The organism is Morganella sp. HMSC11D09 (genome assembly GCF_001807955.1).
Lineage (GTDB): Bacteria > Pseudomonadota > Gammaproteobacteria > Enterobacterales > Enterobacteriaceae > Morganella > Morganella morganii.
Genome location: NZ_KV791662.1, coordinates 229053 through 248057 on the forward strand (window position 1 = coordinate 229053; position 19005 = coordinate 248057).

General features: G+C 48.6%; 16 protein-coding genes. 8 read left to right on the forward strand and 8 right to left on the reverse strand.

Going from position 1 to position 19005, the window contains the following annotated elements; translation table 11 throughout:
• The 3 genes from HMPREF3119_RS05110 (at window position 1) to HMPREF3119_RS05120 (ending at window position 4381) form a co-directional block, all read left to right on the forward strand.
• Window positions 1–447 carry a GNAT family N-acetyltransferase gene (locus HMPREF3119_RS05110; protein ID WP_070578719.1) on the forward strand — a complete coding sequence of 149 codons (447 nt, stop codon included), beginning with the start codon at window positions 1–3 and terminating at the stop codon, window positions 445–447.
• A 669-nt stretch (window positions 448–1116) separates the two neighbouring features.
• Window positions 1117–3813 (forward strand): magnesium-translocating P-type ATPase, encoded by a 2697-nt coding sequence (mgtA, locus tag HMPREF3119_RS05115; RefSeq protein ID WP_070578722.1) that lies wholly within the window; start codon window positions 1117–1119, stop codon window positions 3811–3813.
• A gap of 82 nt (window positions 3814–3895) precedes the next feature.
• Window positions 3896–4381 (forward strand): GNAT family N-acetyltransferase, encoded by a 486-nt coding sequence (locus HMPREF3119_RS05120; RefSeq protein ID WP_049241023.1) that lies wholly within the window; start codon window positions 3896–3898, stop codon window positions 4379–4381.
• A gap of 13 nt (window positions 4382–4394) precedes the next feature.
• Here HMPREF3119_RS05120 and HMPREF3119_RS19640 read toward each other — a convergent pair whose 3' ends face one another.
• Window positions 4395–4802, reverse strand: a complete 408-nt coding sequence (locus HMPREF3119_RS19640; protein ID WP_015422704.1) for a hypothetical protein — start codon at window positions 4800–4802, stop codon at window positions 4395–4397.
• Window positions 4803–4945: 143 nt separating this feature from the next.
• Complete coding sequence (locus HMPREF3119_RS05125; RefSeq protein WP_070578725.1) at window positions 4946–6067, reverse strand: ribosomal protein uL16 3-hydroxylase; 1122 nt, start codon at window positions 6065–6067, stop codon at window positions 4946–4948.
• A 624-nt stretch (window positions 6068–6691) separates the two neighbouring features.
• On the opposite strand from HMPREF3119_RS05125, the gene HMPREF3119_RS05130 reads away from it, so the two are divergent.
• Window positions 6692–6958, forward strand: coding sequence for a VF530 family protein (locus HMPREF3119_RS05130; protein WP_070578729.1), 267 nt, complete (start codon window positions 6692–6694; stop codon window positions 6956–6958).
• Window positions 6959–7013: 55 nt separating this feature from the next.
• On the opposite strand, the gene HMPREF3119_RS05135 is transcribed toward HMPREF3119_RS05130, so the two are convergent.
• Both HMPREF3119_RS05135 and HMPREF3119_RS05140 read right to left on the reverse strand, forming a co-directional pair.
• Window positions 7014–8384 (reverse strand): rhodanese-like domain-containing protein, encoded by a 1371-nt coding sequence (locus HMPREF3119_RS05135; protein ID WP_004237571.1) that lies wholly within the window; start codon window positions 8382–8384, stop codon window positions 7014–7016.
• Window positions 8385–8392: 8 nt separating this feature from the next.
• Window positions 8393–9385: a YeeE/YedE family protein gene (locus HMPREF3119_RS05140; RefSeq protein ID WP_046024580.1), complete on the reverse strand. Its 993-nt coding sequence runs from the start codon at window positions 9383–9385 to the stop codon at window positions 8393–8395.
• Between the two features lie 540 nt (window positions 9386–9925).
• On the opposite strand from HMPREF3119_RS05140, the gene HMPREF3119_RS05145 reads away from it, so the two are divergent.
• The 4 genes from HMPREF3119_RS05145 to HMPREF3119_RS05160 are packed head-to-tail and all read left to right on the forward strand — an operon-like array spanning window position 9926 to window position 14717.
• Window positions 9926–12073, forward strand: a complete 2148-nt coding sequence (locus tag HMPREF3119_RS05145; RefSeq protein ID WP_070578731.1) for a TonB-dependent receptor plug domain-containing protein — start codon at window positions 9926–9928, stop codon at window positions 12071–12073.
• Between the two features lie 9 nt (window positions 12074–12082).
• Window positions 12083–12994: an ABC transporter substrate-binding protein gene (locus tag HMPREF3119_RS05150; protein ID WP_070578734.1), complete on the forward strand. Its 912-nt coding sequence runs from the start codon at window positions 12083–12085 to the stop codon at window positions 12992–12994.
• Window positions 12991–13974, forward strand: coding sequence for a FecCD family ABC transporter permease (locus HMPREF3119_RS05155; RefSeq protein ID WP_015422705.1), 984 nt, complete (start codon window positions 12991–12993; stop codon window positions 13972–13974). The genes HMPREF3119_RS05150 and HMPREF3119_RS05155 overlap by 4 nt, the downstream gene beginning before the upstream one ends.
• A complete protein-coding gene (locus tag HMPREF3119_RS05160; RefSeq protein WP_070578737.1) occupies window positions 13971–14717 on the forward strand; it encodes an ABC transporter ATP-binding protein in 747 nt (248 codons plus the stop codon). Before HMPREF3119_RS05155 ends, HMPREF3119_RS05160 begins: the two co-directional genes overlap by 4 nt.
• A 41-nt stretch (window positions 14718–14758) precedes the next feature.
• Here the strand turns inward: HMPREF3119_RS05160 and HMPREF3119_RS05165 are convergent, their stop codons facing one another.
• The 4 genes from HMPREF3119_RS05165 to HMPREF3119_RS05180 form a co-directional block, all read right to left on the reverse strand.
• Window positions 14759–15859 (reverse strand): alkene reductase, encoded by a 1101-nt coding sequence (locus tag HMPREF3119_RS05165; protein ID WP_070578740.1) that lies wholly within the window; start codon window positions 15857–15859, stop codon window positions 14759–14761.
• Between the two features lie 76 nt (window positions 15860–15935).
• Entirely contained in the window at window positions 15936–16532 is a 597-nt protein-coding gene (locus HMPREF3119_RS05170; RefSeq protein WP_004237580.1) for a TetR/AcrR family transcriptional regulator, read from the reverse strand.
• Window positions 16533–16569: 37 nt separating this feature from the next.
• Window positions 16570–17922 carry a molecular chaperone gene (gene yegD / locus HMPREF3119_RS05175; RefSeq protein WP_070578836.1) on the reverse strand — a complete coding sequence of 451 codons (1353 nt, stop codon included), beginning with the start codon at window positions 17920–17922 and terminating at the stop codon, window positions 16570–16572.
• A gap of 133 nt (window positions 17923–18055) precedes the next feature.
• Window positions 18056–18985 (reverse strand): Dyp-type peroxidase, encoded by a 930-nt coding sequence (locus HMPREF3119_RS05180; protein ID WP_004237582.1) that lies wholly within the window; start codon window positions 18983–18985, stop codon window positions 18056–18058.
• Window positions 18986–19005: the final 20 nt, after the last annotated feature.

Consider the following 19005-nt stretch of genomic DNA (forward strand, 5'->3'; position numbering starts at 1 on the left):
ATGAAAAGCATTCACGAATGGCATGACCGGCACTATACCGTAACAACGGATATCACCAGGCTGGATATCGGTAAAATTCATGACTATCTGACGCATTCCGCATGGACGGAAGGGATCAGCCGGGAGTTGGTCAATGAAAGTATATTGAACAGCCTGTGTTTCGGGTTATTTGCCGGTACAGAACAAATCGGTTTTGCACGGCTTGTCACCGATGGGGTTACATTCGGGTATCTCTGCGATGTTTATATTATCGATGAATATCAGAAACAAGGACTCGGCCGCTGGCTGATGGAGTGCTGTCAGTCACATCCGGTGATGAACCGGCTGAGACGCATTATGCTGGTCACATCGTCAGCGCCGTGGTTATATGAAAAATCGGGTTACAGCCCGGTCAACCGGGAGAATTATATCTGGCAGATTGTCAGACCGGATATTTATAAACAGTGAAAAGGGATACTGTTTTATCGTATATACGCTGTTAAATCAGTGTGTTGTTTAACTAAATAATACTATTATATATATTGTTTCTCCCTCAGAGAAAACGATTTACTTTGTGATTTTACGGGAATATACTCCATGTGTTTATTTCTTGCGGAGAACACGTAATTGGACAGTCATAGATTATTTATCAAAATACATTGATCCTGCCGGTAATTCTGTTTTCCTCTGACTGCCGGCAGTAATACTGCGGCAGTACCTCTCTTTATAATGGTACTTCCTTATTTAATTTCGCTTATCTTTCACGGGATAGGCCCGAAAGGACGGATTTATCATGAATCTCTATATGCTGGCGTTATTCCCTCCTAACTGATTGTTTTTCGGTTAATTCATTTTAAATTGCCGTGTTTGCGCACCGTATCCTGCTATTCCGTCTATTCAGAACGGAAGGGGCATGGCTTTTTATTAAAAAATCCACAGTACGTATTCATTTATGAATAAGCGTACAGGCTATCTTTTGCTGATAAGGAATATATGGACACACCACCCGGTCCCGGAAATATATCATTTCCCGGACTGTCCGTTATCATGACAGTTATTTAAATTAATTGTTAAATCAGACAGTCCGGTGAAAAATAAATGACTCAGTTTATCTGAGGAAATAAAAGGAATCGTACCATGACTGTCAACGTTAACCGCACTGTCACTCCGGCTGTGCGCGATAATAATGCTTTCCCTGCGGCGGTATATGCCGCAAAAAAACCAGACGAAACATTAGCAGAATTACATTCTGATATGCTGGGGCTGGATGAAATTGATGCCCTTGACCGCCTGATAGAACATCAGGAAAACGTGGTAGCACATGACAAAGCACCTCCCGCGTTTATTCAGTTTATTTCCGCATTTCATAATCCGTTTATTTATGTATTGCTGGCGCTGGCCGTTATCAGCTTTATGACGGATTATCTGATCCCCCTGCAACAGGGCGAAGACACTGACCTCACCGGTGTACTGATCATCGGAACGATGGTTTTTCTGAGTGTGGTACTGCGTTTCTGGCAGGAATACCGGACCAACAAAGCCGCAGAAGCCCTGAAATCACTGGTAAAAACCACTGCCACAGTACTCCGGCGTAAAAAAGGACGATCTGTCCGGGCAGAACTGCCGGTAAAATGTCTGGTTCCGGGGGATATAGTAGTTCTGAGCGCCGGGGATATGATACCGGCGGACTTGCGGCTGCTCCGTTCCCGTGATCTTTTTATCAGCCAGGCCATTCTGACCGGGGAATCGGTTCCGGTAGAGAAATATGATACTCAGGGAGATATCCATGAAAAAGATGCCGCAACGATAACGGAAAACGGACAATCACTGACGGAATCGGGCAATATCTGCCTGATGGGCACCAATGTGGCCAGCGGCACGGCACTGGGTGTTGTGGTGGCAACCGGTGACAAAACCTATTTTGGCTCACTGGCGAAATCCATTGTCGGGACACGCTCACAGACGTCATTCGATCGCGGGGTGAATAGTGTCAGTATCCTGCTGATCCGCTTTATGTTGGTGATGGTGCCGGTTGTCCTGCTGATTAACGGATTTACCAAAGGCGACTGGTTTGACGCCACACTCTTTGCTCTTGCTGTCGCAGTCGGGTTAACCCCGGAAATGCTGCCGATGATTGTCAGCTCTAACCTGGCAAAAGGCGCAATTGCAATGTCACGGCGAAAAGTTATCGTTAAACGGCTGAATGCAATACAAAATTTTGGTGCGATGGATATCCTGTGCACGGATAAAACAGGGACGCTGACACAGGACAATATTATCCTCGAGCATCATCTTGATACGGAAGGTAATACCGATGAAGCCATACTGGGACTGGCGTGGCTGAACAGTTTTCACCAGAGCGGCACACGTAACCTGATGGATCAGGCGATCATCCGTTTTGGGCGCGGCAAAGCCGAAACAGAATCTCTGCACAGTTATCAGAAAATTGACGAACTGCCGTTTGATTTTGTCCGCAGACGTCTGTCTGTATCAGTAAGAAAACCGGATGGTACCGCCTTGCTTATCTGTAAAGGTGCGGCGGAAGAGATGCTGGCGTGCTGTTCTCTGATCCGGACCGGCAATCATATTTCACCGGCGGATGATAAGAAAAAACAGGCCATTATGGCGCTGGTCAATCATTATAATGAAACCGGATTCAGAGTGCTGCTGCTCGCAGAGCGGGTTCTGGACAGCAAAGAGCAGGGATTGCCGCTCTCCGCAGACAGTGAACAAAATATGATTTTATGCGGAATTCTGACCTTCCTGGATCCGCCGAAAGACAGTGCGGCAAAAGCTCTTAAAGCACTGAAGCATAACGGGGTAACCGTAAAAGTGCTTACCGGGGACAATGCGGTTGTCACAGCAAAAATCTGTCGTGAAGTCGGGCTGGATGCCTCGATGAGTATCAGTGGTGATCAATTGGCGCTCCTCGGTGATGAGGAACTGAAACAGGTGGCGCAAACACACACTATTTTCTGCAAACTGACGCCGCTGCAAAAATCAGCCCTGGTCCGGATTTTACAGTCCGCCGGCCATACCGTTGGTTTTCTCGGGGACGGAATTAATGACGCACCGGCACTGCGGGATGCGGACGTCGGAATTTCCGTGGACAGCGGAACGGATATCGCCAAAGAATCCGCGGATATTATCCTGCTGGAAAAAGATCTGATGGTTCTGGAGGAGGGGGTCATTAAAGGGCGCGAGACATTCGGTAATATTATTAAATACCTGAATATGACCGCCAGCTCTAACTTCGGTAATGTATTTTCTGTTCTTATCGCCAGTGCCTTTATTCCGTTCCTGCCGATGCTGGCCATTCAGTTACTGATTCAGAACCTGCTTTATGATATGTCTCAGCTTGCGCTGCCGTGGGATAAAATGGATAAAGAATTCCTGCGCAAACCCCGTAAATGGGATGCGGGCAATATCCGGCGCTTTATGATCTGGATTGGCCCGACATCGTCTGTATTTGATATCACCACCTTTGCATTATTATGGTTTGTTTTCGGGGCAAACAGTCCGGACAGTCAGGTTTTATTCCATTCCGGCTGGTTTGTTGAGGGGTTATTATCACAAACGCTGGTCGTGCATATGCTGAGAACACAACGGATCCCGTTTATTCAGAGCACAGCAACACTGCCGGTATTATTGGTTACCGGGATTGTTATGGCCATCGGGATCTGGCTGCCGTTTTCACCAATCGGAAGTTATATCGGGCTTGAGCCGTTACCGTGGGAATATTTCCCGTGGCTTGCTGCTACGCTGGTCAGCTATTGCGGTCTGGCACAAATCATGAAGGGTATTTATATCCGCCGTTTCGGAATGTGGCTGTAAGTTAAGATATGTTGTACCTGTTATTCAGCTGATTTTTACTGAATAATAGGTACAATCAGAGTATCAAAATAAAAGGAATACTATGCACTTAGAATTTAAACGGCTCACTCAGATAAAACCGGCCGATATTACCGCACTGAACAATCACCCAAAAGTGTTACAGCAAATGCCGCTGGGTAGTCCGGATTTTGATGATGGAAAAAGCCGCAACTGGGCAGAAGAAAAAGACGCTCAGTGGGAAATAAATGGATATGGCCCTTGGGCATTTGTGATCGACGATGTATTTGCAGGCTGGGGAGGGCTTCAGAAAGAAGGTGATGATGCTGACCTGGCGCTGGTACTTCATCCTGATTTCTGGGGAACGGGAAAAATCATCTGTGATGAAATTATCCGCCACGCATTTGATGAAATACACTTAACCAGTATCACCATTTTATTACCGTTATCCCGAAAAGTTTCCCGGTTTATAACACGTTACGGATTTCAGCCGGATGGTTCTGTTAACTATGATGGTGTGGATTTCCGGCGATTCCGGTTATTTTCAGATCATACAGATGGATATGATTAAATAACGATAGATTTTATTTGTAATTTATAATCTGATATATAAAGTATCCCGCTGCCAGTGGGATGACAAACGGAATAATGAGCATCAGATACAATCCGCCAAGCCCCCGGGGGCTACTACCATTAATAACATCCTCAAATGTTGATTCTGAAAAATAATGACGAAGGACATCATCACTGCATTTTTTAGCAAACGGAAATAAAGGTAAACAAATGCAGGCATAGATTATCCATAAAAAATGAATGGTTACATTATCATTTAATGAATAAATAAACATGCCAAAAACAAAAAGGCCAAGGCAGGATTTACCCCAAAAATCCCAACTTTTGATAAAAAGACGAATAGGGTGTTTTCTTTTTTTATTTGCTATATGGCGCTGTCTTATTTTTTCTTTTGTATAGTTTCTTCCACTCTTACTCATTGAACTATCTCATAAAAAAGGAAATATTTTGGGATGGACATCCGGCCAATTTATCATGGCTGAGCGTAGTGAACGAGAGGTTTTTGAAACGCGGAGATAAAACACCCGTCAGCGGGTGTTCTATCTTGTCGGGCTGATGTGACTTATTCGTCGAAATACCAATATCCCTGATTGATAAATTCGGTTAATTCCGCAACAAAAACCGGGTTCTCCAGTGCTTCACCGAGCTCATTCACGCCGACTTCGGTTAACCGGCACAATGTATCCGCACCTTTAATTTCGGTGGTCATCCAGCCTTCGGTATTAACGAAGAAATGTTCCCCGATACGCAGAACACGCAGTCCGCTCAGTCGTATCAGTTTTTCACCGGCATTCAGAGCACTAAGTACTTCTTCCGGCTCATACGGCGGTTCCGAAGGTGCAATATCCAGCTCATGGCGCGGGGTAGTTGCAAAACGGCCTAACCACTGTTCGAAATCACCTGGCTTGTTGATCATTTCAATCATCATGGCACGCAGGCGTTCAACCTCATAAGATTCCATTGAACCTGAGTTTTCACGTACTTTCAGGTCAGGGTCGCCATAATTGACGCCACCCAGATCCTGTTCCAGAGCGTAGTCTGCAAAACTGCTCAGCAAATCACGTCCGGTCGGTCCGCGAAAGCCGACAGAATAGTTCATGGTATCTTCGAAGGTGAAACCATCGTGAGGAAATCCCGGCGGAATATACAGAATATCGCCCGGCGCCATTTCCACATCAATTATCGGCTCAAGCGGGTCGACATGCAGTAATGCCGGATGTGCGCAGAACTGACGCATGGGAAGGGCGTCACCCACACGCCAGCGACGGCGGCCCATGCCCTGGATAATGAAAACATCATAGTTATCAATATGTGGTCCGACACCACCGCCGGGCACTGAGTAGGAAATCATCAGGTCATCAAGACGCCACTCAGGCAGCACGCGGAACGGTTTTACCAATTCCGCAGCCGGCATATGCCAATGGTTGACAGCCTGTACCAGCAATGACCATCCTTTTTCACCTAACTGGCTGTAGTCCTCAAACGGACCGTGACTCGCTTCCCATTTGTTATCAATGAAGCTGACCAGGCGGCTGTCAACTTCCGGCTCCATAGCCAGGCCGGCCAGTTCATCCGGCGTGATAGGGTCGGCAAAATCAGGAAATGCATTTTTCAGTACAACGGGTTTTTTCTGCCAGTATTTTTCTAAAAATTCAGGCCAGTTAAGATTCAGTTTGTTAACCATGTGACCACATCTATATGAGGAAATAAGCGGATAATTATAGAAGCAATGCGCTGTCATATTTTTGTTTGGGGTCAAGTGCGGGTCAATAACTTTTGCGGGGAGATTCGTGGGCTTATAGTGATTCAGTTGTCGGACGGTCGGAGACAAGAAATCGTTATCCACGATAAATGAACCAGCATGATTTGGCATTTGGCCTGGCGGAATAACAGATTTCGTTATTTCATACTTTAGTTCGCATAATGTATATTATGTTAAATGATATTCATGGGCACCGGCACTCTGATACACGTCACTACCCCAATTAAATATGCCATCTTTAACGGTAATGGTGGTTTTTGTCAGTAGTAACTGTCCGTGACGGACGGTTATATGGCCCGTTCAAATATTATCACGACTCCGCCAGTAATGGGGTCTATATACAAGGTACAATGGAAAACGGTGCCCTTACCGGCTCAGTTAAACAATTCGATACTGCCGGAAAATTAGTCAGTGAAGGTAAGGTGACTAACGGAAGAATGCAGATCCTGAAGTAATACGGAATGAGTCTGCCGTGAGGGATAATTGTCATACTCCGGCGTTTGCGGTATTCTTCCCGGCTCAGGCAAAATAACAGGATATTCATTCATGACAGCCCACAAATCCAACGATCCGCTGCATGGCGTTACTCTCGAAATGCAGGTTAATGCACTGGTCGAAAAATATGGCTGGGCAAAGCTGGGTAAGTTAATCAATATTAACTGTTTTAAGAATGACCCCAGTGTAAAATCAAGTCTGAAATTTCTCCGCCGCACTCCCTGGGCCCGTACCGAGGTTGAGAATTTATATCTCGATTTACTGGATGATGATGCTGCCAAAAAAACAGACAGCATCTGGCCGGAAGGCCCATGGTAAATAACCAATAATACCGGCTTCCGTTATTTCTGCGGAAACCGGTGTTTCAGTTAAATCAGCTTTTACAGGATTGTCCCGGTTTTTTGATTATTTCACCATAATCATTCAGTGCTGCCGGTTTTTGGCTCTGAATATTATTTAATACCGGTAATGTCGGATCCATCTGCCAGGCATTCCAGCCGCCGTCATAAATCCGGCTGTTTTCCCAGCCCGCCAGTTGGGTCATAAACCAGGAAACACTTGCCCGCCAGCCGGTGCCGCAGTAAAACGCGACCTGGTCTGTCGGTTCAATACCCTGCGTTTTCCATAAAGCAAAAATCTCTTCCGGATTACGTAATGTGCCGTCCGGGTCATAGTAATCGGACATATCATTCGAATTTTTACCGCCGAATCCCCATATTGCCCCGGCCGGTTCACCTTTGCGCGGAATATAGTCATAACCGGAGATTTTGCCGGTATGTTCATCCCATGTCCGGTTGCTGATAAGTTTAAGGCCGGATTTCTGACCCTGTATGGCTTCTGCCGGCATGGCAATAGTGACCTGCGGATTAACCGGAATTTCCGCACCAAAATCCGCAACCGGTACCGGAATATTCAGGGTGGTTTCCGTTGGTAATTCCGCATCCGTCCAGACATTTAAACCGCCGTTCAGGAAACGGACATCCTCAACACCCGCCCATTTCAGTGCCCATAATACCCGCAATGCTGCCATCTGATTTTCAGAATAGACGACAACCGGGGTATCTTTGCGGATCCCGTTTTTCAGCAGATTATTTTTGATAACGTCAGGTTCGGATAAATTCCAGACCGGCGCATTTTCTATCCAGTCGGTATTAAAATGGAAAGCACCTTTAATATGCGTTGCATAGGATTTTGATTGCTCCGCATCCCCCCACGACACTTCAAATATCACCGGTTTTTGATCACTGGTATAACTTTCCGGTTTTTCACCGTTCAGTGCGGCCTGAACCCAGGCGGGAGAAACACTCAGAAAGTAATTCGGGTATTTATCCATCGGCAGATCAGAATTGCTGTACTGGATAAAGGATTTAAATGCCCTGACCTGAAAACCTTTGGCAGCAAATTCAGCAGTAATACGTTCCAGTGAATCCGGGTCACTGTCGTAAAATACCAGGGTTTTTTCTTTGGAAATCCCCTTTTCTTCGACAAACGTATCAAATTTATTCTCATCGATAAAATCCAGCCAGCCGGTAGTAAACTGCATCGCACCTTTAATATGGCCGCCGCGGGCCGCGCCTTTATCTTTAAAACCGAAATATAAACTGTCCGGCCGGGTATCGATAATAATGTATTCCGGGTTGTTCAGGTTCTCCGACAATTCTTCAATGCCGATCTCTTTTACCACCGTCTGGTCACAACCTGAGAGTAATAACGGTATCAGAAGAAAGAGTGATTTTGTTTTCATATGTGATCCTATAAACGACATTGCCCTGAACGGAAAAAATAACTGGTGATCCAAACACCAGCCATAATCATGAATGTGGAAATCCATCCCTGCCAGGAGAAATAAGCGGTTGCCACAAGGGAATTCGTGACGGTACAGCCGCCTGCCAGTGTTGCCCCTGCTCCCATAACAATCCCGCCGGTCAGGCGTTTAACGACGGTAATACCATCAGGCGGAAGTCTTAATCTGAATTCTTTGCGGATAACCGCACTTATCATTGAACCGGCGAAAATACCGATAACAAATAAGGTTCCCCAGTTAAAATAACGCTGCTGTCCGGTGATCAGATACTGAATAACATTACCGGAAGGAACAGCAACGCCATAGCCAAAATTACGTCCGGCCTCAGCACTGAAAACCCAGGCAATAATCCCGAGAATACCGATCAGCATACCGGTAATATTCAGCGGCAGATAATTAAAGCGTCCCTGTGAAGGTGGCGTATAACGGGGATGATAATGCTGATAAATCAGTAATCCGGCGGTGAGAATAATTAAAAACGCGACCAGAAACCACGGAGAGATATCCAGTGTTTTATAAATCGTATCCGGCTGTGCGGGATGCTGTAATAAGGGTTCAAACCAATGTTTCAGGCTGCCTTTCTGAGCGGCCGCCATGGTAACAACAAAGGCAAATAAGGCAATCCAGGTACCGGTTAATCCTTCACCGGAACGAAACCATGCGCCGCTGCCGCAACAACCGGCCAGTACCATGCCCGCACCAAATAAAAGACCACCGGCAAGTGTTGCGGTGATTGGCAGATTTCCTTCCGGTATATGTAATAATCCGGCGGATTCCAGAGCAAAGAAACCTGCGGACTGAATAGTGACCGCAATCAGCAGTGCGGTAAGAAACCGGGTATTTCGCTGGTAAAGAATGTTTCTGAATCCGGAAACAAAACAGAACTGACCTGACTGGAGCAATCCGCCGAACAGGATGCCGATAAATAAACCACTGACCATGAAGAAACCCCGGGGAATAAACAACTGCGTGTATCTGTGAATTTTACCCGCCCCATTATTCGCCGTTATGGCGCAAAATCAAGTTAAGGATAGTTAACCTCTTATCAGATATATCTGCTGTCCCGGCGGTGAACACTCTCTTACCCTGTTCAGACACTAGACGGTAAGGAACACAACGCACTGATAACCGGGACCGTAAATCTTCTGGCGCAACAGAGAATTAAACCGCCAATCCGGAAAAGCGGCAACGCTACCGGTGCCGCCGACTTTTTAACAACGCAGCATATTTTCAACATCTGCTCACCTTTTTTATAATTCACCCATGTGATTATAACGGTTTATTTTCAATTACCTTGACCGCTTTCCCGTTTCGGACTTTTAGTCATATTTTTTAGTGACTTAGCCTTTCCTGTTTTCTTAAGATGAAAACGGGTCGCATTAACACTTGATGTTACTTATTCCAGAAAAATTGTTTCAGGGAAATTCACCGGTAACAGCCGGTGTTTTGGTCAGGCATTATATAAAAATGAGTTTTTAACAATGAAAATAAACAGCAGGAAACTGGCACTGGTTTCACTGATCCTGTCATATCCGCAATTTTCCGCTGCGGCAGAAAATAACGTAAAACAGGATCCGGACAGTGACACATTAATCGTCACCGCTTCAGGGCGTGAAGAACAGCAGCGAAAATCCACCGTCACCACCCAGGTTATCGACAGCGACCAGATTGAACGCTCACGGGCGGAAAGTCTGACCGAATTACTGGCACAGAACAGCGTTGGCTTTTTCAGTGAATGGAGTCCCGGGCAGACATCCATTAATATCCGCGGTGCCGCAACGGATGGTCAGGGAAAAGATTTTGCCGGACAGGTGCTGGTATTAGTTAACGGCCGCCGGGCAGGAACCGCGAACTTATCCAAATTATCACCGAAAGATGTCAGCCGGATTGAAGTTATCCGGGGCCCTTCTTCGGTTATTTACGGCTCCCAGGCGATGGGCGGCGTGATTAATATTTTCCTGAAAAACGGATTAACCGACGAAGGCGGGAAAATCTCAGCAGAAACCGGATCCTGGGGACTGGCACAGACTTACGGCGGCTATGGTTTTCAGAATGATGACGGCGATATTTACGGCTATGTCGGGTTTGAAGCCGGACGCCGCGATGATTACCATTCCGGGAAAGGCGGCCACAAACAGGAAAATACCAACTGGGAACGCTTTGGTTTAAGCGGTAATTTAGGCTGGCAGATCAACGAAAGTAACCTGCTCGATGTGTCACTGCGGACTGACGGTATTTATGACGGCGGTTTCCGGGGATCAACCGGGAATATTTACGCCAAAGATACCCGTTATAACCGTTCAGCGGATGTGGTCTGGAAAAACGGCACTGACGACAGTATTTTCAGAATGAACAGCCACGCCTATTTTGTGCAGGATGTGGACAATTTCCGCTGGGCATCACCGTTAACCGCAAAAACCCGCAGTGATCATAACCGCCGCCAACTGGATATTTACGGCGTGAAATTCCAGCCGGTGATTAAACTCCATGAGCAGAACGATCTGTTATTAGGGGTGGATTACGAATACAGCCGTCTGCGTTCAGAACGGGATCAGGTCAGTGTCAGCGGCAACCCGCTGAAACAATCCGCGCCGTATGATAATAACCAGACTGAAAATCAGTATGCCGTTTATTTCGATGACCGGCAGAGTTTATTTGATGACAGCTGGATAATCCGCGGCGGGATGCGTTATACCTACGGGAAAACCAATTTCGATAAAACACCGAACCTGGATAATCAGTTCACCGGCAGTGCCTCATATAATAAGTTAACCTGGAGTCTCGGTACCAACTATCAGGTCAATGACTGGCTGAACCTGAAATCCTCTGTCGCCACCGGCTACCGTGCACCGACCGCCACACAGCTGGGCGCGGATTATATTACGCTGTCCGGTACGCAATATCTGGGCAACAGTTCCCTGAAAGCGGAAAGTAACCGTCAGTTTGAAGTGGGCGCGACACTCGGTGATTCCCTGAATTCAGTCGATATTGCCCTCTTTCAGAATACGATTCAAAACAGAATACAGACCAACGTTCTGGCACCGAATGTCTATCAGTACGCCAACAGCGACGATGATATTGTGGTACGCGGGCTGGAAGTTAACAGCCGTGCCACCGTTAACCGTGTATTTGACTGGCAGACAGACTGGGATTGGGTGATGCGTTTAAACGGCAGCTGGAATTTCGATATGGAAGATAAAGGCGCCAAAATAACCGCAACCAATAACAGTAATAAAGTTCAGCGCATGTATCAGTATCAGGCGGCGTTTATTAACGAGCTCTATTTTACCAATGCCCGTTATCCGTGGAGTCTTCAGTTACAGGGAATTCTGCGCGGGCCGATGTGGTATAAAACAGAGGAAGGAATTATCCCGGATGTCCGCCCTTATTCTTCTTATGTGATGCGCAAAGCGCCGTTTATGGTCTGGAATCTTCAGGCGGATGTGGATATCAGCCAGTCACTGACGCTGTACGGACGGATAGACAATATTCTGGATAAAAACGAGCATCCGGTATTTTTTGCCCTGGATGAAGACCCGTATATTATGCTGCCGTCAAAATCCAACGGCAGTCTGGGAACCTCTATGCCGGGCCGGTCATTTATTGCCGGTGTGACATACCGTTTTTAACCGGCAATAATGAAAGTCCTGATTATAATTATCACTCTGAGCATGGCCCTGTGCCGTGCTCTGCCTGCTTTCAGTATGATGGCGCAATTATCTGCGCCGGTCACGCTGAACGAAAAACCGCAGCGTATTGTGACTATCTTTTCATCAAATACCGAAATTGTGGCGATCCTCGGACTGGCTGACAATATCGCCGGTATTGATGCCTACACCTATTTCCCGGATGAAATCAAAAATAAACCGTTAATCGGCGGCCGCCTCGGGTTTTCCCTTGAGCGGATCATTGAACAGAAACCGGATCTGGTGATTATGACCCCTGTCCGCCAGGCCACGCATCAGTTATTAACACCGCTGCGTAAATTCGGCATTCCTGTGCTGGTGCTGGAGGGAAACAGTATTGAGGAAATTATTCATAATATCCGTCTGGTGGCACAGGTCACCAAAACAACGGAAAAAGGCGAACAGGTGGCGGCAGAAATAGAACAGCGGCTGCACAATGTTCAGCAAAAGCCCGCAGGTTACCGCGCACCAAGGGTCATTATGATCACCGGTCAGGTCAGTAACGGGTTATTACTGGTTGCCAGGCCGCAGGTGTATAAAAAAACACCGGGTTACACCGCCGATTCCATTTTAAAAGCGGGCGGAACCCTGGCGCTGGAGGAATATAAACAGGCCGGACCGGTGCTGAAACAGGTATCTCCGGAAGCGGTTATCGCCGCCGACCCGGATATTATTTTGTACACCATTTCCGGAGACAAAATCCGGGATTTACTGACACTTCCCGGCTGGTCACAAATGAAAGCTGTTAAAAATAATGATATTTATCCGGTCAAAAGTGCGTATGTGCTTATTCCCGGCCCGCGGATTATTGATGGCATTGAATATATGTCTGACATCTTTGAGCAATGGAGCCTGAGACAGTGAAAATAGTCAGTCTGTTACTCATTTTCTTCGCCGCATTTATTTTCTCCGCCTGTGCGGGACATACATGGGAAAGTCCGCTGAAGGTGGTAAGCGCCCTGTTTTACAGTGATGATTTGACATCCCGCTTATTAACAGAATGGCGTTTACCGCGTGTGATTACCGCCGGATTTACCGGCGCATTACTGGGATTAAGCGGTGCCATTTTTCAGGGAGTATTCCGCAATCCGCTGGCAGAGCCGTGGTTATTAGGATCCTCCGGCGGGGCCGCGATCGGCGGAACAGTGGCATTATTAGTGCCGCTCGGCTTACCGCTGGCGGTATCGCTGCCCTTATTTGCCTTCAGCGGGGCACTGGCGGCGATATTTATTGTGTTATCCGTCTCCCGGATTGCGGGGTCACTGGATACCGCCACGCTGTTATTAACCGGGGTGGCCGTCAGCGCGGTATTAAATGCCGCCCGTTCGTTTATGATGATGGCATTATCCGATGAAAGTACCAGCCTCCAGGTGGTATTAAGCTGGATTCTGGGCGGAATACAAACTCCGTCCGGAGAAGGTCTGATCATCAGCCTGATATTAACCCTGGCCGCCATTTTATTATCCGTTTATCTGTTATCTGACGGGCTGGATTTAATGGGACTGGACAGAACAATGGCTATGAGTTTCGGTTTATCTGTTGAACGGTTTACCGTGCTGGCCTTAATTGCCGGGTCTGCCATTGTCGCGATTGCCGTTTCACTCGGCGGCGTTGTTGGTTTTATCGGGCTGATTGCTCCGCATATTGCCCGCTGGCAGGTCGGTGCCCGTCATAAATATGTACTGCCCGCCTCAGCTGTTATTGGTGCCGCACTGGTAATGTTCTCCGATGCATTATCGCGCAGCCTGCTGCCGCCGGGGGAAATACCGCTCGGGCTGATCACCGCCTTTATCGGCGGCCCTTTCTTTATTTATCTGCTGGCGAAACGGGTGAGAAAATCATGATCACAGTGAATAAACTGAACGTCCGTAAAAAGGATAAAACAATACTGACAGTTGATTCCCTGCATTTACCCGCCAGAGGCAGCATTGCCCTTATCGGCCCGAACGGCTCCGGTAAATCCACCCTGATAAAGGCCTTATCCGGGCTTGACCCGGAGGTATTCAGCGCCGTTACCCTGGGCGGGAAAAATATCAGCCGTTATAAGGGAGCGGCGCGGATGCAGAAAATCGGTCTTATTCCGCAGAGTTTTAATCCCTGCTGGGATCAGCGCACAGAGGAATTAATTTCACTGGCCGCAGAGCGGGCATCTGACCCGAAAGCCGCAAAAGAAGCCGCCTGCCGCAAATATGAATTACAGCCGTTACTGGATAAACACTGGCATATATTATCAGGCGGGGAAAAAAGCCGGGTACTGACCGCAATGGCACTGATGTGTGATCCGCCGGTGATATTTGCCGATGAACCGGGTGCGGCGCTGGATATAAAACACCGCATGCAGCTGATTGAAGATTTAACGGCACAGGGAAAAGAAAAACTGGTGGTGGTGTGTCTGCACGAGCTGGATATGGTATTCCGCTATTTTGAATCGGTTATTGTGTTATCACAGGGACAACTGCGCTATTTCGGTTCATCCGCCGCACTGCTGGAATCCTCTTTATTAAATGAAGTCTTTGATGTGGAATTCCGCAAAATAGAGATGGATGGTTACAGTACGGTGTATGCACATACGATTATCCGTCCGTAAAAATAACCCGGCGGCTGTTTTCTGCCGCCGGATTAATGTTTTTATGACATAAACGGATAATCGGTATACCCTTCGGCACCACCGCCGTAGAAGGATTCCGGACGCTGCGGGTTCAGCGGTACTTTTTTCGCCAGACGCGCGGCCAGATCCGGGTTGGCGATATAATCACGGCCAAATGCCACCGCATCAATCAGCCCTTTTTCAATCAGATCTTCTGCTTTTTCCGGGGTATAAGCCCCGGCACCGATAATCACACCACGGAACAGAGAACGAACCTTACGACGGAAATCTTCGCTGTACGGCTTGCCGCCTGCCCAGTCCGGTTCAGACATATGCAGATAGGCGATATTGCGTTTATTCAGTTCCTCAATCAGATACAGGGCATCCGCCTCTTCATCCGGGCCGTTGCTCATATTCTGGAAAGAACCGATTGGTGACACACGGATCCCGATGTGTTCCGGTCCCCACTCTGCACAGACTGCATCCACCACTTCCAGCACCAGACGGGCGCGGTTTTCGCGGCTGCCGCCGTACTGATCGGTACGGTGGTTGGCATCCGGTGGTAAGAACTGGTGCAGCAGATAACCGTGAGCGGAATGCAGCTCTGCCATATCAAACCCGGCCTCGCGGGCATTAGCTACCGCCTGACGGAAATCATTCACAATCCCCGGGATTTCACTGGTTTCCAGCGCACGCGGCATGGAAGTATCAACACGGATAGCATGACCGTTTTCATCACGCAGTGAGGTGCGGGTACCGGCACTGATCGCAGACGGTGCTACCGGTGCCTGTTGTCCCGGCTGAATGCTGTTATGAGAAATCCGCCCTGTATGCCACAACTGGACAGCAATGTGGCCGCCTGCGTCATGCACACCGGCCGTGATTTTTTTCCAGGCCGCAATCTGTTCCGGGCTGTGCAGACCCGGCGCACCGGCATAGCCTTTGGCCTGTGCCGAAATCTGAGTGGCTTCCGAGATAATCAGCCCTGCACCGGCACGCTGGCGGTAATATTCACCCATCAGCGGGGTCGGGATATCGCCGGGTTCGATACTGCGCAGCCGGGTCAGCGGCGCCATAAATACGCGGTTCGGTGCGGTAAAGGCGCCTACTTTCAGCGGGGTAAACAGTTTTTTCTGTGACAATGGTTGTTGTGACATAGTATCTCCGGATTAGACCAGTCGACTAGTTTTCAGATAAATAAAAACGCCTGCGAAAAAATTACTCAGGCGCGGTAATCAGTGTTTCAACATGCGCCAGTGCACTTTCCAGCGGCGCGGTACTGCGGGAAATTTTTGCCTGCAAATTTGCCCCCAGCCATAATGAATAAAATACCTGTGCGGCGTGCTGCGAATCGCCCTGAAACGTCAGTGAATTTTCTTTTCGTCCGTTTTCCAGGGTTTGTGCCAGCAGCGCAATCACTTTACTGACGCCCTTATCCATCGCGGCATTCATATCTTCCGATAAATCACACACTTCGGCCGATAATTTGACCGTCAGACAGCCCTGAATACGGCTGTGCTGACAGGCATTTTTCAGAATATCGCCGTAATACGCGAGAAAGCGATCACGGTAATTCCCCGGGCCGTGCTCAAAATGACCGGTCAGGCGTTCCAGGTAATCTTCGTAATAGCGTTCCAGCAGAGCTACGCCGAATAATTCCTTGGAGCGAAAATAGTGATAAAACGAGCCCTTCGGCACCCCGGCCGTTTTCAGCAGCTCACTCAGCCCCATGCCGGTAAAGCCGCGCTGAAGACACAGGCGTTCGCCGGTAGCCAGAAGATGTTCGCGGGTATCATGTTCAGTGTGTTTGTTCATGACAATACTTTAATAGACCGACCGGTCTGTTGCAAGTTTATTTAAAACAAATTTCGCCCCAGCGTGCCAGACCGGCGGTTACCGAGCCGAAATCGTTTCCTCTGACCACCGGAATACCCGGTAATTGTGCCTCAATCGCGCGGCATAACACCGGTGAACGGCCTGAACCGCCGGTGATAAAGATAGCATCCGGTGTTGCGCCGCCCTGCTGCACTGCATCATTCACCAGGGAAATCATTTTATCTTTCGGGGAGGAAATCGATTCTTCCATTTCAGCCGCGCTGATGTCTGTTTCCAGCGTTTCACTGAGCAGGCGGATTGCCGCACGATACTCCGGTGAGGCGGAAAGCGCGATTTTTGCCTCTTCCGCCCGGCGGACAATGCTGTAGCCCAGGCTCTGGTTATACACTTCCAGCAGGCGCAGCAGTTTTTCCGGCTCTGCCGCATCCCGCTTCAGTTGCTGTAACAGTGTGAGATTCTGACGGGAGTAGAACTCTTTCTGTGCTTCCACATTATTAATGGCGATCGGGTTCCAGAATTGCATCAGCGGCATTTCGATACCGGAAGCCGCGCGGCTGTTCATCCCGAACAGCGGCATCAGCTGTTTAAAGGCCAGATAGATATCAAGATCGTTTCCGCCGATCCGCTGCCCGCTGTGTGCCAGCAGACTGCCGGTGCGATCGGCCTGACCCCGGTAACCCGGCCCCATGCGGATGAGTGAGCAGTCGGTGGTACCGCCGCCGATATCCACCACCAGCACCGTCTGATCCGTATTCAGTACCGACTCATATTCCAGCCCGGCCGCCACCGGTTCAAACTGAAAGGTAATCTGCTGAAAACCGGCACGTTTTGCCGCCCGCAGAAGAATGGCCTCCGCCTGCTGATTGGCGGTTTCGCCGCCCAGTCCGTGGAAGTTAACCGGTCTGCCGATCACCGTTTCGGTGATAGTTTCCTGTGTTGAACGCTCTGCCTGAGATTTGATATTTGCCATCATGGCGCAGACCAGATCCTCAAAGAAGCTGATTTGCACATCATGCAGCCCTGAGGCGCCGAGAAAGGATTTCGGGGATTTGACGTAATACACGTCACGCGGATCATTAAGATAGAGTTCCAGCGCAGCCTGGCCGAACAAAATATCCTCCGGCACCAGCTCAATACTTTCTTCGCGGTTAAAGGCGATAGAGCGGCGCAATAACTGTTCGCCGGTATTATCTGACGGCAGAATATCGCGGTGACGGAATAAGTGTTCGGAGACGGATTCGCGTGTCGGTGCACACAGGGTGGACGGAATATAGACATTATCCCCCTCCAGCGGTAATAACACCGGAGTGTCCTCTTTCATCACTGCCACTGAGCAGTTGGATGTTCCGTAATCAAAACCAATAAACATAATGCCTCCGCTGTTTGCCATGCCGGAAAAAAGCCGGAAACTTTACCGCAGACAACGGGGAAATACCAATAAAAAACGCGGAAACAACAGGCGGGAAAAACGAACCGGGGGCGAATCCCCCGGATCAGGTCAGTTATTCAACATCATCCAGCATGGCCGGTGACGGAATAAAGAACAGTGTACCGGTCACGGCGGTACTGAATTTCAGTAATTCATCGGTGGCACCGGTTTCTTTTCCGGCAAACATATTTTCCAGCATCCGCCGGGTGGTGGAGAAATAACGGGCGTAGCCGATAAAATAGGTACCGTGCTCATTTTTGGCCGGGTTGGAGAACGGCATATTGGCGCGGACTATTTTCAGGTCATTGCCCTCTTCGTCCTGAATATTGGTCACCACATTGTGGGAGCCGGGGATTTTCTGCTCATCGGTCAGTTCGACATCATTGAATTTATGACGGCCGATGACTTTTTCCTGATCTTCGGTGCTCAGGCTCTGCCAGGCATCCATATCGTGAATGTATTTCTGCACAAAGGCATAGCTGCCGCCGGCAAATCCCGGATCTTCGTCGCCGATAACCGCATACTCTTTGCGCTCATCCTCAAATTCCGGGTTTTCTGTCCCGTCGACAAAGCCGATAATTGCGCGTCCGTCCATATAACGGAAACCGTGAACTTCATCCTCACAGGTCACTGCACCGCTCAGAGCACGGCTGATAATAGAGCCCAGCTCGTAACAGGCGGACACATTCAGGGCGCGGATATGAAAGAAGATATCACCGGGGGTGGATACGGCGGTAAAGCGCGGTCCCTTAATTGCTTCAAAAGTATTCAGTTCACGGGGTTTGCCCGCATCCGGAAACAGTTTTTGCCACGCATCCGCCCCGAAGCCCATCACACAACTGACTTCCAGTTTCGGAAAGCGGTTACGGATGCTGCGCAGAATACCGGACAGGTTATTACACAGCGTAACAACCGTCTCCCGCGTTTGCGGGGTATCTGTCAGATTAAAAACGAGGAAATAGGAATTCTCACCGGGCGTGTCAGTCACATTTTGGTATTTCATACTTTCTCCATACATTTCTT

What these genes read in the sequence shown, in the direction of transcription:
- mgtA (WP_070578722.1), top strand. Translation starts at nt 1,117, where the DNA reads ATGACTGTCAACGTTAACCGCACTGTCACTCCGGCTGTGCGCGATAAT.
- HMPREF3119_RS05125 (WP_070578725.1), bottom strand. Translation starts at nt 6,067, where the DNA reads ATGGTTAACAAACTGAATCTTAACTGGCCTGAATTTTTAGAAAAATAC.
- HMPREF3119_RS05130 (WP_070578729.1), top strand. Translation starts at nt 6,692, where the DNA reads ATGACAGCCCACAAATCCAACGATCCGCTGCATGGCGTTACTCTCGAA.
- HMPREF3119_RS05170 (WP_004237580.1), bottom strand. Translation starts at nt 16,532, where the DNA reads ATGAACAAACACACTGAACATGATACCCGCGAACATCTTCTGGCTACC.
- yegD (WP_070578836.1), bottom strand. Translation starts at nt 17,922, where the DNA reads ATGTTTATTGGTTTTGATTACGGAACATCCAACTGCTCAGTGGCAGTG.
- HMPREF3119_RS05150 (WP_070578734.1), top strand. Translation starts at nt 12,083, where the DNA reads ATGAAAGTCCTGATTATAATTATCACTCTGAGCATGGCCCTGTGCCGT.
- HMPREF3119_RS19640 (WP_015422704.1), bottom strand. Translation starts at nt 4,802, where the DNA reads ATGAGTAAGAGTGGAAGAAACTATACAAAAGAAAAAATAAGACAGCGC.
- HMPREF3119_RS05120 (WP_049241023.1), top strand. Translation starts at nt 3,896, where the DNA reads ATGCACTTAGAATTTAAACGGCTCACTCAGATAAAACCGGCCGATATT.
- HMPREF3119_RS05140 (WP_046024580.1), bottom strand. Translation starts at nt 9,385, where the DNA reads ATGGTCAGTGGTTTATTTATCGGCATCCTGTTCGGCGGATTGCTCCAG.
- HMPREF3119_RS05145 (WP_070578731.1), top strand. Translation starts at nt 9,926, where the DNA reads ATGAAAATAAACAGCAGGAAACTGGCACTGGTTTCACTGATCCTGTCA.
- HMPREF3119_RS05135 (WP_004237571.1), bottom strand. Translation starts at nt 8,384, where the DNA reads ATGAAAACAAAATCACTCTTTCTTCTGATACCGTTATTACTCTCAGGT.
- HMPREF3119_RS05180 (WP_004237582.1), bottom strand. Translation starts at nt 18,985, where the DNA reads ATGAAATACCAAAATGTGACTGACACGCCCGGTGAGAATTCCTATTTC.
- HMPREF3119_RS05160 (WP_070578737.1), top strand. Translation starts at nt 13,971, where the DNA reads ATGATCACAGTGAATAAACTGAACGTCCGTAAAAAGGATAAAACAATA.
- HMPREF3119_RS05110 (WP_070578719.1), top strand. Translation starts at nt 1, where the DNA reads ATGAAAAGCATTCACGAATGGCATGACCGGCACTATACCGTAACAACG.